Genomic DNA, 16,667 nt, shown 5'->3' with positions numbered 1-16,667 from the left:
CGCGGTTAACGTTGCTTGAAGCGCGGAACGCGCCGCAACCACCTCAGATCGCGCCGGGCAACGGCGCGAAAGCAGCGAGCGCGGCGGCGCTGCCGAGGACCACAGCGAGCAGCGCGACGAGCGCGGCTGCGAGAGATACCCGGCGCGGACGCCGGACCAGCGGGCCTAATTCCATGGATGCTCTTTGCGAATCAGTGCGTTACCCTGCCCTTGCATGCCGGGGCCGCCCGGCCATGCCGTGGCGGAAACATGGAGAAACCATGGCCATGCCCCAAGGGCAGCCGGGCCCACGCATACCCGCCGGCAGATTTCCTGCCACCCCACCGTTTCCAGGCGGGTCCAAAGCAGGCTAAACCCCGCTCGCCATGCTGACCCTCAACGACATCACCTACCGCCTCGGCGAACGCCTCCTGCTGGACAAGGCCAGCGCTTTCCTGCCGACAGGCTCGCGCGTCGGCCTCGTCGGTCGCAACGGTACCGGAAAGACGACGCTGTTCCGCATCATCACCGGCGATCTGTCGCCCGAGGGCGGTAATGTCGCCCTGCCCAAGGGCATGCGCATCGGCGGGGTGGCGCAGGAGGCTCCGGGTGGACCCGAAACGCTGATCGAAGTCGTGCTCGCCGCCGACACCGAGCGTGCGGCGCTGATGAGGGAAGCGCAGAGCGCGACCGATCCGATGCGGATCGCCGAGATCGAGACCAGGCTCGCCGACATCGGCGCCCATTCCGCTCCGGCGCGGGCCGCGACCGTGCTGTACGGGCTCGGCTTCGACGAGGAGGCGCAGCAGCGCCCCTGCTCCGACTTTTCCGGCGGCTGGCGCATGCGCGTCGCCCTCGCCGCGGTGCTGTTCTCCGAGCCTGACCTGCTGCTGCTCGACGAGCCGACCAACTATCTCGACCTCGAAGGCACGCTCTGGCTCTACGACTATCTCGAGCGCTATCCGCACACGGTTCTGGTGGTCAGCCACGACCGCGAATTGCTCGACACCTGCGTCGACCACATCCTGCATCTCGACCAGGGCAAGCTGACGATCTATCGCGGCGGCTACAGTGCTTTCGAGAAGCTCAGGGCCGAAAAGCAGGCCCATCTCGCCAAGGCGCGCGAGAAGCAGGATGCCGAGCGCAAGCACCTGCAATCCTTCGTCGACCGCTTCAAGGCCAAGGCCACCAAGGCGCGGCAGGCGCAGTCGCGCGTCAAGCGGCTGGAGAAAATGCAGGAGATCGCGATCATCGAGGATCGCGACGTCCAGCCGTTCAATTTCCCGGCGCCTGAGCGGCCGCTCTCGCCGCCGATGATCATACTGGAAAGCGCCAGCGCCGGCTATGGCGAGCGCAAGGTGCTGCAGCGGCTCAACCTCTCGCTGGCTCCGGATGATCGCATCGCCCTGCTCGGCTCGAACGGCAACGGCAAGTCGACCTTCTGCAAGCTGATCGGCGGGCGGCTCGCGCCGCTCTCGGGCGAGATGCGGCGCTCCTCCAAGCTGGAGACCGCCTATTTCGCCCAGCACCAGCTCGACGAATTGCGGATGGAGGATACTCCCGTCGGCCATATCCGCGAGCTGATGCCGGATGCTCCGGAAGCACGCGTGCGGGCCCGCACCGCGCAGGTCGGCTTTCCCGCCAACAAGGCCGACACGCCGGTCAAGAACCTCTCCGGCGGCGAGAAGGCGCGCCTGATGCTCGGCATCGCCACCTTCGGCGGCCCGCATCTTCTCATCCTCGACGAGCCGACCAACCATCTCGACATCGACAGCCGCACCGCACTGGTCAAGGCGATCAACGACTATCCCGGCGCCGTCATCCTGGTCAGCCACGATCGCTTCCTGATCGAGGCCTGCGCCGACCGGCTCTGGCTGGTCGGGGACGGCACGGTGAAGAGCTTCGACGGCGACATGGACGATTATCGCGACTTCGTGCTGGGCCGCGACAAGCCGGCGCAACGCAGCAAGGCGGAGGCTGATGGCGCAAGTAAAGCCGACGAGCGCAAGGGCGCGGCGGCCAAACGCCAGTCGCAGGGGCCACTCCGGCAGAAGCTCAACCTCGCCGAAGCACGCATCGCCAAGCTGACCGGGCTGATCGAGAAGGTCGACGGCGCGCTCGCCAACGGCGCCTTCGCGCGCGAGCCGGAGAAGGCGCTGCAGCTCTCGCGCCAGCGCGGCGAATTGACCGAGGCGCTGGCCGCAGCCGAAGAGGAATGGCTGATGTTGAGCGAGGAGCTGGAGAGCGCCTGAGGCTCAGGGCAATGGCGCGAGCTTGAGGCCGAGTTCCCTGACCTGTGTCGGGGTGAGCTTCTTGATCGCGACGCGGGTGGTGTAGCTGCCATGCATCTGGCCGTCCGACATGTAGTTCCAGTCGCTGACCATCGCGCTGGCGGCGCGATAGCTGTCTCCCCGGCTCAGCTTCTCGAGATGGACGGGAACGTTCGCGATCTGGCCGACGAAGACGTCGCCTTCGATGGCGGTCAGGTTCATCCAGACGTGCTCGCGCCCGCGATCATAGGGGATCGCAACCTTCACGGCATGGCGTTCGCCCTTGCCGGCGCGATAGAGCGCGACGAAATCCGGCAGCGTCCGGCGTGCCTCGGCGATCGCACGATTCATCTCGCGGTCGGAGGAGCGGAAATCGACCACCTGCGCTGCGACAGGCGATGCCGCCATAAGCGCAATGCCAAAAAGTCCCAGGCCGCCGAGTGCCGCCTGTCTTTGCCACTGAACCTGCATCTCGACACTCCGCTCTGCGCCTTCGGCCGTTCCGATCGACTCACAAACGAGCCAAGTGATCGAACGGTTTCCTTGGCCACGTCAGAGACGGAATCCTCGGCCGATCGGCAGGCGTCAGCCCTGCTGCTCGGGCTGGCCCGGCTTGACGATCCGGCCCAGGCGGTTGTCAGTGAACATGTAAATCTCGCGATTGCCCGGCTCGGAATAGAGCACCTGCACTTCGCGCTGCCCCTTGCCATTGTCGCCGATCAGCACGTCTGTCGGTCGCTTGCCCTTGAGGCGGACGAGCTCGCATTCGGTAATGCCGACGGCAATCTCCTTCGGGAGCGGCCGGGTCGAGGGATCGAGCGAGACATCGGCGCTGCACTCGCCTTCCGGCGTCAGCATCGCCTCTTGCGTCGAGACACGGGCCGAGGCGCTGCTGGTACGGGTGCCGCGCTCATTGGACACGAAGGAAAATCCGCCCATGTCGACGGAGCAGCCGGCGAGCGCAGCCGCCAAGGCCAGGGCAACAGGAACTTTCACGCTTTCTTCTCCCAGCGGCCGGTCTCGTCCTGCTGCCAATAGGTGGCGGCAACACCGAGCGTCCGCAGCTTTTTCCAGTCTTCACGGGCCGAGGCGAGCGCATCGGGATCGTCGCCGTCGAACATCAGGATGACGCGCTCGTAAGCGTCCAATGCGTCGGGAATACGGACGCCATCGACGCAGAAACGGACCTGCGCACCGTTCGGGTTGTCGGAGGCGGTGGTGAGCACGATCGGGTTCGCAGCGGCATCCGGCTCGGCCGCCGTCGCATGCGGCAGGAAGGATTCATCCACATAGGTCCAGAGCCGGTCGTCGAGCGCGGCGAGACGCTCGCGGCTCGACAGTTCGACCACCGCCTTCCAGCCGCGGGCGAGCGACCGCTCAAGCAAGGTCGGAATCACCTGCTCGAGCGGTCGCGCCTGGAGATGGTAGAACAGGACTTCGGCCATAACCCAGTTCGATCAGTTCTTTGCGAGATTCTGCTGATAGACCGAATTAGTCTTCGTAGTGGTCCGCCACCAGCCGGTCGAGCAGGCGCACGCCCCAACCCGAGCCCCATGAGCGGTTGGTCTCGCTGTTCGGCGAGCCCATGCCGGTGCCGGCGATGTCGAGATGGGCCCAGGGCGTGTCGTTGACATGGCGCTGTAGGAACTGCGCCGCCGTGATCGAACCGCCATGACGGCCAGCCGAGTTCTTCATGTCGGCGAACTTGGAATCGATCATCTTGTCGTAAGCAGGCGACAGCGGCATGCGCCAGACGGTCTCGCCGGTCGCCTTGCCGGCCGCCGTGAGCCGCTCCGATAGCTCATCGCTGTTCGAGAAGAGCCCGGCATTCTCCTGCGCCAGCGCGACCAGGATCGCACCGGTCAGCGTCGCCAGATTGACCATGAAGACTGGCTTGAAGCGCTCCTGCGTGTACCAGAGCACGTCGGCGAGGACGAGCCGGCCTTCCGCATCGGTGTTGATGATCTCGATGGTCTGGCCGGAGAGCGAGGTGACGATGTCGCCCGGCCGCTGGGCCTTGCCGTCCGGCATGTTCTCGACCAGGCCGATCACGCCGACGGCGTTGACCTTGGCCTTGCGGGCGGCCAGCGCCTGCATCAACCCGGTGACGCAGGCGGCGCCGGCCATGTCGCCCTTCATGTCCTCCATGCCGCCCGCCGGCTTGATCGAGATGCCACCGGTGTCGAAGGTCACGCCCTTGCCGACGAAGGCGACCGGCTTGTCGCCCTTGGCCCCGCCGTTCCAGCGCATCACCACGACGCGGCTCTCGCGATGCGAGCCCTGGCCGACGCCGAGCAGCGCTCGCATGCCGATCTTCTTCAATTCCTTCTCGTCGAGAATCTCGACCTCGACACCGAGCTTCTCGAGCTTGCCGGCGCGTTCGGCGAACTCTTCGGGGAAGAGCACGTTCGGCGGCTCGTTCACGAGATCGCGAGCGAACTCGACGCCGCCGGCAATGGCTTCGCGCGCTTTCAGCGCCTTCTTGACCGCGGCTGGATCAGCCACGCGCAGCGTCACGGTCTTCGGCTCGGCCTGGTCCTTGTCGCGGCTCTTGGTCTTGTAGCGATCGAAGACATAACTCCTCAGCCGCAGGCCGAGCCCGATCTCGGCGATCTCGTCGGCGGAGAGCTCGCCTTCGGGCATCGCCGCGACGATGTCCGCGCTGCGCCCATGGCCGAGCCGGCCGGCAATGGCGCCGCCGAGCGCGGCGAAATCGAGCTTGCCACGCTCGGATTCCGGCCCGACGCCGACCAGGATCAGGCGCTCGTAGCCGTCTCCATCCGGCGCGAGCAGCGCGAGCCCGGAGAGCGCCTTGCCCTTGAAGCGGTCGGCGGCGGCCGCACGCGCGATCAGGGCATGGGCGCCGGACCCGATCCAGTCCTCGGCAGCCTTCGGCGGCGCCAGCCTGTCCGAGACGAGAATGACGAGATCCTCCCCGGCAATGGCGTTCAGGGCTTTGACCTCAAGCTTCAGGCGCTGCGACATCGAAGGCTCACGGGTTGCGGGACAGAGCTGGGAAGAGCTGATCCGGATCGGGGCTCGCAAAGGCCACAAACGATTCCCGTTTGCGCCATGATCGAAGCTATACCATAGGGAGTTCGAGGCGAGCCGTCCAAGGGGAGCGCCTTCTTCAAGGCTAGCAGCCCCCGGGATCATCACCTTCGTGCGTTTCGGACTTCTCGACCGCTACATCCTGAAGATCGCCGCCGGCGCGGCGGTGATTCTGCTCGTCGGGCTGACCAGCGTGATCTGGGTGACGCAGGCGCTGCGCGAGGTCGACCTGATCACCGGCAAGGGCCAGACGGTCCTGATCTTCTTCACCGTGACCCTGCTTTCGCTGCCGGCGCTGATCGCTGGCATCGCGCCGGTCGCGCTGTTCATGGCGACGCTCTACACACTCAATAAGCTCAACAGCGATTCCGAGCTGATCGTGATGAACGCGGCCGGCGTCGCGCCACGCCGACTGACACGCCCCTTCATCGCGCTGACGCTGATAACCTCCGCTCTGGTCGGCTGGATGGCGCTTTCGGTGATGCCAGCCGGCTTCCGCTCGCTGCGCGACCTGATCACGCTGATCCGCGCCGACTTCGTCGCCAACGTGGTCAAGGAAGGCCAGTTCGTCTCGCTCGATTCCGGCGTCACCTTCCACTATCGCGAAAAGCAGGGACAGGCCCTGCTCGGCATCTTCATGCAGGACCGCCGTGATCCAAACCAGCCTGCCGTCTACATCGCCGAGCGCGGCCAGTCGGCAGAGGCCGACGGCAACAGCTTCCTGATGCTGGAAAAGGGCACGATCCAGCGCGAGAGCCGCAACCAGAACTCCAGCTCGATCATCTCGTTCGAGCGCTATGCGCTCAACCTGTCCGCATTGACGGGCGAATCCGACGGCGCCGGCGGCGGGGATGGCGACAAGGTGATCTACAAGCCGCGCGAGCGCACGACCTGGGCATTGCTAACGCAGAACAAGGACGAGCCCTATTACAAGATCCAGGAAGGACGCTTCCGGGCCGAGCTGCACAACCGGCTCTCGGCGCCGCTCTATCCGATCGCCTTCATGTTGGTCGCGTTCGCCATCCTCGGCGAGGCACGCACCACCCGCCAGGGCCGCGCCGCCGCGATCCAGATCGCCATCTTCCTCGTCGGCGCCATCCGGATCGGCGCCTATGCCGCCTGGACCGCCAGCGTGCGCTCGCCCCTCGCGGCTGCCCTGCTCTACATCCTGCCGCTCGGAACGATCCTGCTCTCGGCCCTCGCAATCGGCTTCGGCTCACGCACCCGGGTCCTCATCGACAGGCTGACTGAGCCATTGATCGCGCCGTTCGTCGCGCTGACAGCTCGATTTCGGCGGGCCTGATGCTGCTCTTCACAACCTTCGGCCGCTATCTGACGCAGCGCTTCCTGCGCGCGATCCTCAGCGTGTTCGGCACCTTCTTCTTCCTGATCGCGACGCTCGACTTCGTCGAGTTGATGCGGCGCGCCGGCGACTCGCCGACCGCGACCACGCCGAGCATCATCCAGCTCGCGCTCTACCGCGCCCCCTCCGTCGCCGAGCAGATCTTTCCGTTCGCGGTGCTGTTCGGCGGCATGTTCGCCCTGCTCAATCTGAGCCGGAAGCTCGAGCTGGTCGTCGCCCGTTCGGTTGGCATCTCCGCCTGGCAATTCCTGCAGCCTGCGGCCCTGGTCGCCGGAATGGTCGGGCTCGTCTCGATCGGCATCTACAATCCGATCGCCGCCGAGTTGAAGCAGCGCGCCACCGCGCTCGAAGCCTCTCTCTTCGTCAGGACCGGCCAGGTCGTCGGCAAGGAGATCTGGATTCGCCAGCGCAGCGTCGATGGCCAGGCGATCATTCGGGCAGCGGCGGCGCTGCAGGACGGCGTCGGGCTCACCCAGGTAGCCTTCTTCACCTTCTCGCCCGATGGCGGTTTCAGCGAGCGCATCGAGGCGAAGCAGGCGGTGCTGTATCGCGGCTATTGGGAATTGTCGGAGGCGCGTGTCACCTCGGCCACGGAAGAGCCACAGAGCTACTCGACATACCTGGTCGCGACGACGCTGGAGCCCGACCAGGTGCGACAAAGTTTCACTCCACCCGACTCGGTCGGGTTCTGGTCGATGCCCGCCGTGCTCGATCGGACCCAGAAGGCAGGGCTCGACACGACACGCTATGAGCTGCGCTACGAAGCTCTCAAGGCGCGGCCGTTGCTGCTCATCGCAATGATCCTGGTGGCGGCATCCGTTTCCTTAAGATTTTTCCGGTTTGGTGGTGTGACCAAGTTGGTGGTAGGTGGCGTCGCGGCCGGGTTCGTGCTCTATGTTGCGACACAGTTATCTGAGGAGCTGGGCTCATCGGGGATCGTCAACGCCTCGGTGGCCGCTTGGCTGCCCGCGATCGTGGGCACGCTGCTCGGCGCGCTTGCGCTCCTCCATCAGGAAGATGGCTGAGAATACGGTGGCTATGGTTAATTTTGGATTGAGTTCATGGCTTCCGGCGTAAGACGCATCACGCGCCTTGCAGCAGCGACCGCGCTGGCGACGACGCTCGCCCCGGTCCTCGGCTGGACGAGCCTTGCCTATGCCCAAGCTCCAGCGGCCAAGCCGCAGGAGCGCATGGTCGTGGACGCGCGCGAGCTCGTCTATGACAAGGACAACAACACCGTCTCGGCGGTCGGTGATGTCCAGATTCTCTATCAAGGCCGCACGATCGAGGCCGACCGTGTCGTTTACGATCGCCAGAGCAAGCGCGTCGTTGCGACCGGCAATGCGCGCATCACCGAATCCAACGGCACGGTGATCACCGGCGACCGCTTCAACCTGACCGACGACTTCCGCGACGGCTTCATCGATTCGCTGCGCGTCGTGAACACCGACAAGACCCGCTTCTCGGCGCCCCGCGCCGAGCGCACAGACGGCGAGGTCTTCGTCTTCGACAAGGGCATCTACACCGCCTGCGAGCCTTGCGTCGATCAACCCGAACGCCCGCCCTTCTGGCAGGTGCGCGCTGCCCGGATCATTCACAAAAAAGCCGAGCAGATGATCTATTACGAGGATGCTCGGCTGGAATTCGCCGGCGTTCCGATCGCCTATATCCCGTTCATGTCGGGGCCGGACGCGACCGTTAAGCGCAAGACCGGTTTCCTGGCTCCGCAGTTCATCAACACGTCGGCGCTCGGCTACGGCGTCGGCCTACCCTACTTCATCAATCTCGCGCCGAACTACGATCTGACGGTGACGCCGACATACCTCTCGCGCCAGGGCCTGCTCGGCCAGGTCGAGTGGCGCCATCGCTTCGTCAACGGCTCGTACAACATCCGCGCCGCCGGCATCTTCCAGCAGGACAGGAAGGCGTTCCTGACGAGCCCGTTCGGCGCTGGCGACGACGAGTTCCGCGGCTCGGTCGAGAGCTCCGGCAAGGTGTACATCAACCCGCGCTGGAACTTCAGCTGGGACGTCGCAGCCGCGACCGACAGGTTCTTCTTCAAGAACTACCGGATCCGCAGCGAGAGCCTCACCGCCTCGACCTATCTGCAGGAATCGACCTCGACCGTCTCGCTCAACGGCCAGAGCGCGGATGCCTGGTTCGACATGCGCGGCTACTATTTCCAGCCCCTGACCTATTACGACTGGCAGAAGCAGCAGCCGATCGTCGCGCCGGTCGTCGACTACAACAAGCGGATCCACAAGCCGTCGATGATCGGCGGCGAGCTGTCGTTCACCGTCAACCTCACCCATCTGACGCGCGAGGCGGCATCCTTCAAGGAGCTGCCGGCTCAGAAGACCTATCTGATCACGACACCGAACTATTCGCTGTTCGACGGCTGCGCGGTCTATCAGAAGGGACAGTGCCTGGTGACGGGCATGGCCGGCTCGATCGCGCGCGCCACTGCCGAGGTAGACTGGCGGCGCAACTTTATCGACCCGATCGGCCAGGTCTGGACCCCCTTTGCGTCGGTCCGGGCCGATGTGTTCTCGATCAACCCGAACACGACCAAGTATGCCAATGCCCACGTCGCCACGATCGCGGACCCCTCGGACGAGGTGTTCGGCCGTGCGATGCCGGCAGCCGGCCTGATGTACCGTTTCCCCTTCGTCGCCTCGACCTCGTGGGGAACACATATCGTCGAACCCGTCGCGCAGGTTATCGCGCGGCCGAACGAGACCAGCAGCCTGCGGGTCGCCAACGAGGATTCGCAGAGCCTCGTCTTCGACGACACCAATCTGTTCGAGTTGAACAAGTTCTCTGGTTTCGACCGTGTCGAGGGCGGCAGCCGGGCCAATGTCGGGTTGCGCTACAGCGGCACGTTCGGCAAGGAATCCTACGCCAACCTCCTGGTCGGCCAGTCCTACCATCTCGGCGGCCGCAACTCCTACGCCACCGGCGACCTCGCCAATACCGGCCTCAATTCGGGCCTGGACACCCGCCGTTCCGACTATATCGCCAAGGCGCAGTTCCAGCCGTTCAAGGGCCTGCTGCTCCAGGCCGGCGGGCGCTTCAACGAGACGACGTTCGAGGCTCAGCGCATCGATGCCTCCGCCGTCTTCGGCTACAAGTTCCTGTCGACGTCGATCGGTTACAGCCGCTACGAGCCGCAGCCGGAACTGGGCATTCCCCGGCGCCGGGAAGGCCTGAGCATCAGCCAGTCCTTCACCTTCGCTCAGTACTGGAGCGTGCGCGGCAGCGTGCTGTTCGATCTCGACAAGTACAAATACGATCGTGAGCGCTATCGCGACGCACTGGCGCTCTACACCGCGAATCCGGCCGGCAATGCGATCCCGTCCTATCCGAACACTGGCCCGTTCCAGACGGCGTCGACCTCAGTGGGCCTGCGTTATCAGGATGAGTGCACGATCTTCGACGTGTCCTATTCGCAGTCCTATGCCGACCGGCAGGCGGGCTCGACCAAGGACACCCGGACAGTCATGCTCCGCCTCGAACTGCGTACGCTGGGCGAGATCAGCTATTCGCAGAATCTCGGCTCGAGCAGTGCTGGCGACGGCGTCTCCTCCAGCCGCTGAGGGCACTTGTCTCAGCGTTTGCTCGCCCTGACACAAGGCGATCCGGCCGGGATCGGACCCGAGCTCGCGCTCGCCGCCTGGCGGCAGCGCGAGGAGCGAGCCATCCCTCCCTTCGTCTATCTCGGCGATATCGCGCATCTCTGCGGGCTGGCGGAGCGTATCGGGCCGCCGGTTCGGCTACGCAGCGTCGGTTGGGATGATGCCGAAGCCTGCTTCGCCACCGCCCTGCCGGTGATCGAGCTCGACAACGGCTCGTCAGCGCAACCCGGCGTTCCCGATCCCGCCAACGCAGCCGGTGTGATCGAAGCCATCGAGCGAGGGGTCGAAGCCGTCCAGGCGGGGCTAGCCGCCGCGCTCGTGACCAATCCAATCGCCAAGAGCGTGCTCTATGCCGCCGGCTTCCGGCACCCGGGCCATACCGAGTTCCTGGCCGAGCTGGCGGGCCGCGGGCGCGCGGCGACGCCGCGGCCGGTGATGATGATCTGGTCGGAAGAGCTCGCCGTCATTCCGGTGACGATCCACATCCCGCTGGAGGCCGTCCCGGCGCAACTGACGACCGAGCTGATCGTGGAGACCGGCCGGATCGCGGCCGCGGACCTGCAGCGCCGCTTCGGCGTCGCGCGTCCCCGGCTGGCGCTGTGCGGCCTCAACCCGCATGCCGGCGAAGGCGGGGCACTCGGCAAGGAGGATGACGCGGTGATCGCACCGGCGATCGCGCAGTTGCGGGCGCTCGGAATCGAGGCGAGCGGTCCCTATCCAGCCGATACATTGTTTCATGCGCGGGCCCGCGCCGGCTACGATGTCGCCCTTGGCATGTATCACGATCAGGCGCTGATCCCGATCAAGACGATCGCCTTCGACGACGGCGTCAACGTCACGCTCGGCCTGCCCTTCATCCGGACCTCTCCGGATCACGGCACCGCCTTCGACATCGCCGGCAAGGGCATCGCCCGGCCGGACAGCCTGTGCGCGGCCTTGCGGCTTGCGGCCCGGATGGCGGCCGCCGAATGCGGAGAGCCGGCGTGAGCAGCGCAACCGCACAGGACGGGTTGCCGCCCTTGCGCGAGGTGGTGGAGCGCCACGGGCTGATGGCGCAGAAGGCGCTCGGCCAGAACTTCCTGTTCGATCTCAACCTGACCGGCCGGATCGCCCGGGCCGCCGGGCCGCTCGAAGGCCAGACCGTCGTCGAGATCGGCCCCGGTCCGGGCGGGCTCACCCGCGCCCTGCTGGCGAACGGCGCCGGCCGCGTCATCGCCATCGAGCGCGATCGGCGCTGCATGCCGGCGCTGGGCGAGATCGCCGCCCACTATCCGGGCCGGCTCGAAGTCGTCGACGGCGACGCGCTCGCGGTCGATCTTTCCAGCTTGCTTGGCGGCAATCCGGCAAGGATCGTCGCCAACCTGCCCTATAACATCGGCACTCCGCTGCTCGTGGGTTGGCTCAGCGCCGAGCCCTGGCCGCCCTGGTGGACCTCGCTGACGCTGATGTTCCAGCGCGAGGTTGCCGAGCGCATCGTCGCGACGCCGGAGCAGCGCGCTGCCTATGGCCGGCTTGCCGTGCTCGCCAACTGGCGCTGCGAGACGAAGATCCTGTTCGATGTGCCGAAGACCGCCTTCGTGCCGCAGCCGAAGATCACCTCCTCGATCGTCCAGCTCGTGCCGCGCCAGCGGCCGGAGCCCTGTGACCGCCGGCTGCTCGAACGAGTGACGCTCGCCGCCTTCGGCCAGCGCCGCAAGATGCTGCGCCAGAGTCTGAAAGCCGTGCTCGCCGAGCCGGCGGCGATGATCGAGGCGGCAGGATTGTCGCCGACCATGCGGGCCGAGGAAGTCCCGGTCAGCGGTTTCGTCGCGCTCGCCAACGCCCTCGCGCAGCCAGCCTGATCAGCCGACCGGCTCGCCCAGCAGGGTCTCGACGAAGGCCGGCATGCCGGTGGCGCGGCTGCGCTTGAGCCGCTCGGCCGCCAGGATCGAGCGGACCGACTCGTAGGCGGCGCCGAGATCATCGTTGATGATGACGTAGTCGTAGACGTTCCAGCGCGCGATCTCGTCGCGGGCATTGGCGAGCCGGCGAGCGATCACCTCCGGCGCATCCTCCGCCCTTCTGACAAGGCGCGAGCGCAGCTCCGCCATCGACGGCGGGAGGATGAAGATCGCAACGACGTCCTCGCGCGCCTTCTCCAGGATCTGCTGCGTGCCCTGGTAATCGATGTCGAACAGAACGTCGCGCCCCGCCTTCAGCGCGTCCTCGACCGGCCGGCGCGGCGTGCCGTAGCCATTGCCGTGGACCTCGGCGGATTCCAGCAGATCGTCGCGCTCGCGCAGCAGGTCGAAGTCCTGGCGCCCGATGAAGCGGTAATGCACGCCGTCGATCTCGGAGGGACGCCGCTCGCGCGTCGTCACCGAGATCGAAAGATCGAGATTGGTCTCCTTCTGCGACAGCGTCCGCGTCAGCGTCGACTTGCCGGCACCGGAGGGCGAGGAGAGGATCAGCATGAGGCCGCGACGGGCCGGGCGGATGAGATCGGCCATCCCCATCACTCCACGTTCTGGACCTGCTCGCGCAGCTGGTCGACGGTCGTGCGCAGATCCAGCCCGATGCGCGACAGGCCGGGATCGCCCGCCTTGGCGCAGAGCGTCGAGGCCTCACGGCCGAATTCCTGCGCCAGGAAGTCGAGCTTGCGGCCGATCGGGCCGCCCTGGGCGAGCAGCTCACGCAGCGCCGCGACATGGGCATGCAACCGGTCGATCTCCTCGCGGATATCGGCCTTCACAGCGAGCAGCGCAGCCTCCTGGTGCAGGCGCTGCGGCTCGAGCGCGGTGCTCGCCTCCAGCAGAGCATTGACCTGCCCGGCAAGGCGGGCGCGAATGGCGTCGACGCTGCGGCCGGGATGGGCTTCGGCCTCGAGCGTCAGGCGGGCAATGGTGTCGAGATGGCCGTTGATGATCGCCTCGAGCGCCCGCCCCTCGGCGAGCCGCGCCTGTTTCAAGGCGCTGATCGTCTCGGTGAGTGCCGCGAGCACCGGCTTTTCGAGCTCGGACAAGGCATCGCCGCTCTCCTCGGAGACTTCGACCACGCCGCGGATCGCCAGCAGGCCATCGAGCGTCGCCGGAGCGATCCCGGCCGGCAGCTTCACCTGGCTCGCGGCCTCTATCAGGGCGGCGAGCGCCTCCTGGTTGATGCGTGGGCGCGGAGCGGACGCTTCGCTGGTGATGGCGAGGCTGACATGGAGGGTGCCGCGGGTGAAGGCAGCCGAGAACTGCTTGCGTCCCGCTTCCGAGAAGCTGTCGAAGCCGGTCGGGACGCGGACGCGGACGTCGAGGCCACGGCCATTGACGCTACGGACCTCCCAGGCAAAGGCGTGCGCTCCGGACGTACCGGCCACCCGCGCGAACCCCGTCATGCTCTCGATTGCCATCAGCCGCCGTCTTTCCTGTCGTGTTGCGCGCGGACCCTATTCAGGCCCAGCGGCGACGACAAGCGGCAGATGTGGAAAGCCAGGCGCTGACAGCCTCTAAGTCAGGGCTTCAGCTGCGGCACTTGCTTGGGACTGTTGAGATCGAAGGTCTTGTTGAGCAGCGGATCCCGCGTCGTGCCTTCCGAGGCGTCGAAAGCGCGCGCCCGCGTGCCGGCCGGACCGCTCGCTGCGCCGGTTTGGACGGGCTGGCCGATGGCCGCACGGCGATTGCCGGGAACCGGGAAGGTCTCTGGCTCGGCGCCGTCAGGCGCCGTCGCCGCCTGGTTCTCAGGGCGGGAGCCAGCCGGCGCCTCGGTGCGCTGATCCGGTCCCGGAGGCGGCTCGGCGCGGTCGACACCGCCATCAGGAGCAGGGCGGCCGGATTCGCGGCGGGCCGACTCGACCTGGCGCCAGCGGACGACGTTGCGATTGTGCTGCTCCAGGGTCTCGGCGAAGGCATGGCCACCGCTGCCGTCTGCAACGAAGTAGAGATCCTTGGTGCGCGAATGGTTGACCACGGCCTCCAGCGCCGCGCGGCCCGGATTGGCGATCGGCCCCGGCGGCAGGCCCTCGATCACATAGGTGTTGTAGGGCGTCGCCTGGGTGATTTCGGGGCGCGTGATGCCGCGGCCGAGCGTGCCCTTGCCGCCGACCAGGCCGTAGACGATCGTCGGATCGGATTGCAGCTTCATCTTGCGGTTCAGCCGGTTGATGAAGACGCCGGCGACGCGCGGCCGCTCGTCAGCGCGACCGGTTTCCTTCTCGACGATCGAGGCGAGGATCACCAACTCCGCCGGCGTCTTGATCGGCAGATCGGCCGGACGCTTTGCCCAGACCTCGTTGAGGATACGGCGCTGGTCGCGCGTCATCCGGTCGACGATGGCCTGGCGCGTCGAGCCACGCTGGAACTTGTAGGTATCGGGCAGGATCGCGCCCTCGCGCGGCACCTGGATGACATCGCCGGAGAGCATATCGTTCTGCTGCAGGCGAGCCATGATCTGCTCGCTGGTCAGCCCCTCGGGGATGGTGATCGAGTGCTCGACCGCCTTGCCCTCGGCGATGACGTCGAGAATGTCCTTCTGGCTGGCGCGTGCCTTGAACAGGTATTCGCCGGCCTTGAGGCTGGCCGCCTTGCCCGAGGTGTAGGCCGCGACCTTGAAGGCCCAGGGGTGCTCGATCAGCCCCTCGCGCTGCAGCAAGTCGGCGATCTCCGTCACCCCGTGCTCCTTCGGGATGATCAGGACGCGATCGGTCGCGAGCGGCCCCGGCGCCTTGCTGCGGCTATCAAGATAGGCGATGCCGCCGCCGAGCGCGCCGGCCAGGATGAGAGCAGTCGTAAACAGCCCGCTGAGCAGTGCGATGAAAGGCGAGCGCCGGCGCTTGCGCACCTTCGGCGGCGGGGCCGGCGGCGCGACAGGCTTCAACGCCTCGTTTGGACTCCGGGGCGCGACGCGAGGCGGCTGACTCATGATTCTTTCGCTCGATTCCCTGACATCGCGACCGGCGATGCCGGCGCCGACCCGATCCAATGGCAATGCCGGCCGCATACTGGCACGACGGCGGCGACAGGCTAGCGAAAATTGTGGCGAAAGCGCGCTTGTCCTCAGTCGACCAGGCGGCGCATCACCAGCGAGGCGTTCGTACCGCCGAAGCCGAACGAATTCGACAGCGCGATATCGACCTTCCGCTTCTTGGCCTTGTGCGGCACGAGATCGAGCTCGGTCTCGACGGAGGGATTGTCGAGATTGATCGTCGGCGGCACGATCTGGTCGCGGATCGCCAGCACCGAGAAGATCGCCTCGATCGCGCCGGCGGCGCCGAGCAGATGACCGGTCGCCGACTTGGTCGAGGACATGGCCGGTCGGTTCGGCGCATTCGCGAGCAGGCGCTCGACGGCGCGCAGTTCGATCTCGTCGCCGACCTGCGTCGAGGTGCCGTGCGCGTTGATGTAGTCGACATCCGAGGCGCGCAGTCCAGCGCGCTTCAGCGCCGCCTGCATGCAGCGATAGGCGCCATCGCCATCCTCGGAGGGCGAAGTGATGTGATAGGCGTCGCCCGACATGCCGTAGCCGACGACTTCGGCATAGATGCGCGCGCCGCGGGCCCTGGCGTGCTCGAGTTCCTCGAGCACGACGACACCGGCGCCCTCGCCCATGACGAAGCCGTCGCGATCCTTGTCATAGGGGCGCGAGGCCTTTTCAGGCGTCTCGTTGAAACCGGTCGAGAGCGCGCGGCAGGCGCAGAAGCCAGCGATGCCGATGCGGTTGATCGCCGATTCGGCACCGCCCGCCAGCATGACCTCGGCATCGCCGAGCGCGACCATGCGGGCCGCGTCGCCAATGGCGTGGGCGCCGGTCGAGCAGGCCGTGACGACGGCGTGGTTCGGGCCTTTCAGCCCGTGCTCGATGGAGACATAGCCGGCGGCGAGATTGCTCAGACGGCCAGGAATGAAGAAGGGCGAGAGCCGGCGCGGTCCGCGTTCCTTGAGGAGCAGCGAGGCCTCGTAGATGCCGCCGAGCCCGCCGATGCCGGAACCGATGGCGACACCGGTCGCGATCTGGTCCTCGTAGCTCTCGGGCTTCCAGCCGGAATCGCGCAGCGCCTGCGTCGCCGCGGCCATGGCGAAGATGATGAAATCGTCGACCTTGCGCTGCTCCTTCGGCTCCATCCAATCATCGGGATTGAAGGTGCCGTTGGAGCCGTCGCCGCGCGGGATGCTGCAGGCGATCTGGGCCGGCAGATCGGAGACGTCGAAAGTAGTGATCGGGCCGGCGCCGCTTTCGCCAGCCAGAATACGCGACCAGCTCGGCTCGACCCCGCAGCCGAGCGGAGTCACCATGCCCAGTCCGGTGACGACGACACGTCGCATCGGTCTTCCTCAATTCAGGAGTCGCATCACCGGCGTGGTGCGGGCATGGCCGGCAATGCGATCGGCCGCGGCCTCGATCATCGAG

The 16,667-nt window shown here is 66.6% G+C and carries 15 protein-coding genes; 6 read left to right on the top strand and 9 right to left on the bottom strand.

Going from position 1 to position 16,667, the window contains the following annotated elements:
- Positions 1-43: 43 nt before the first annotated feature.
- Complete coding sequence (locus tag ACQKLX_RS00075) at positions 44-175, bottom strand: hypothetical protein (protein ID WP_427358356.1); 132 nt, start codon at positions 173-175, stop codon at positions 44-46.
- A gap of 190 nt (positions 176-365) precedes the next feature.
- Here ACQKLX_RS00075 and ACQKLX_RS00070 point away from each other — a divergent pair, with 190 nt between their 5' ends.
- Entirely contained in the window at positions 366-2,231 is a 1,866-nt protein-coding gene (locus ACQKLX_RS00070; protein WP_427358354.1) for an ABC-F family ATP-binding cassette domain-containing protein, read from the top strand.
- A gap of 3 nt (positions 2,232-2,234) precedes the next feature.
- On the opposite strand, the gene ACQKLX_RS00065 is transcribed toward ACQKLX_RS00070, so the two are convergent.
- The 4 genes from ACQKLX_RS00065 to ACQKLX_RS00050 form a co-directional block, all read right to left on the bottom strand.
- Positions 2,235-2,657: a DUF2314 domain-containing protein gene (locus ACQKLX_RS00065; protein WP_427358352.1), complete on the bottom strand. Its 423-nt coding sequence runs from the start codon at positions 2,655-2,657 to the stop codon at positions 2,235-2,237.
- A 177-nt stretch (positions 2,658-2,834) separates the two neighbouring features.
- Positions 2,835-3,245, bottom strand: a complete 411-nt coding sequence (locus tag ACQKLX_RS00060) for a hypothetical protein (RefSeq protein WP_427358350.1) — start codon at positions 3,243-3,245, stop codon at positions 2,835-2,837.
- Complete coding sequence (locus ACQKLX_RS00055; protein WP_427358348.1) at positions 3,242-3,694, bottom strand: DNA polymerase III subunit chi; 453 nt, start codon at positions 3,692-3,694, stop codon at positions 3,242-3,244. Before ACQKLX_RS00055 ends, ACQKLX_RS00060 begins: the two co-directional genes overlap by 4 nt.
- 46 nt (positions 3,695-3,740) lie before the next feature.
- Positions 3,741-5,234, bottom strand: coding sequence for a leucyl aminopeptidase (locus ACQKLX_RS00050; protein ID WP_427358346.1), 1,494 nt, complete (start codon positions 5,232-5,234; stop codon positions 3,741-3,743).
- A gap of 178 nt (positions 5,235-5,412) precedes the next feature.
- Between ACQKLX_RS00050 and lptF the strand changes: the two genes are divergently transcribed.
- The 5 genes from lptF to rsmA are packed head-to-tail and all read left to right on the top strand — an operon-like array spanning position 5,413 to position 12,139.
- On the top strand, positions 5,413-6,603 hold the full coding sequence (gene lptF, locus ACQKLX_RS00045; RefSeq protein ID WP_427358344.1) for an LPS export ABC transporter permease LptF: 1,191 nt from the start codon (positions 5,413-5,415) through the stop codon (positions 6,601-6,603).
- Positions 6,603-7,688: an LPS export ABC transporter permease LptG gene (lptG, locus tag ACQKLX_RS00040; protein WP_427358342.1), complete on the top strand. Its 1,086-nt coding sequence runs from the start codon at positions 6,603-6,605 to the stop codon at positions 7,686-7,688. The genes lptF and lptG overlap by 1 nt, the downstream gene beginning before the upstream one ends.
- A gap of 36 nt (positions 7,689-7,724) precedes the next feature.
- The gene (locus ACQKLX_RS00035; RefSeq protein WP_427358340.1) at positions 7,725-10,259 is read left to right on the top strand and encodes an LPS-assembly protein LptD; all 2,535 of its coding nucleotides are present in this window, start codon (positions 7,725-7,727) and stop codon (positions 10,257-10,259) included.
- Between the two features lie 6 nt (positions 10,260-10,265).
- Complete coding sequence (gene pdxA, locus ACQKLX_RS00030; protein ID WP_427358338.1) at positions 10,266-11,285, top strand: 4-hydroxythreonine-4-phosphate dehydrogenase PdxA; 1,020 nt, start codon at positions 10,266-10,268, stop codon at positions 11,283-11,285.
- A complete protein-coding gene (gene rsmA, locus ACQKLX_RS00025; protein WP_427358336.1) occupies positions 11,267-12,139 on the top strand; it encodes a 16S rRNA (adenine(1518)-N(6)/adenine(1519)-N(6))-dimethyltransferase RsmA in 873 nt (290 codons plus the stop codon). The genes pdxA and rsmA overlap by 19 nt, the downstream gene beginning before the upstream one ends.
- Here rsmA and gmk read toward each other — a convergent pair whose 3' ends face one another.
- From gmk to fabF, 4 genes are all read right to left on the bottom strand, one after another.
- Positions 12,140-12,793 carry a guanylate kinase gene (gmk, locus tag ACQKLX_RS00020; RefSeq protein WP_427358334.1) on the bottom strand — a complete coding sequence of 218 codons (654 nt, stop codon included), beginning with the start codon at positions 12,791-12,793 and terminating at the stop codon, positions 12,140-12,142.
- On the bottom strand, positions 12,793-13,674 hold the full coding sequence (locus ACQKLX_RS00015) for a YicC/YloC family endoribonuclease (RefSeq protein ID WP_427358332.1): 882 nt from the start codon (positions 13,672-13,674) through the stop codon (positions 12,793-12,795). Before ACQKLX_RS00015 ends, gmk begins: the two co-directional genes overlap by 1 nt.
- 101 nt (positions 13,675-13,775) lie before the next feature.
- On the bottom strand, positions 13,776-15,182 hold the full coding sequence (gene mltG / locus ACQKLX_RS00010; RefSeq protein ID WP_427358330.1) for an endolytic transglycosylase MltG: 1,407 nt from the start codon (positions 15,180-15,182) through the stop codon (positions 13,776-13,778).
- 134 nt (positions 15,183-15,316) lie between these two features.
- The gene (fabF, locus tag ACQKLX_RS00005) at positions 15,317-16,582 is read right to left on the bottom strand and encodes a beta-ketoacyl-ACP synthase II (RefSeq protein ID WP_427358329.1); all 1,266 of its coding nucleotides are present in this window, start codon (positions 16,580-16,582) and stop codon (positions 15,317-15,319) included.
- Positions 16,583-16,667: the final 85 nt, after the last annotated feature.

Source organism: Allobosea sp. NPDC003192, assembly GCF_050275675.1.
Classification (GTDB): Bacteria; Pseudomonadota; Alphaproteobacteria; order Rhizobiales; family Beijerinckiaceae; genus Allobosea.
Note: the sequence above shows the minus strand (reverse complement) of the source record. Positions and strands in the feature narration are given on the sequence as shown.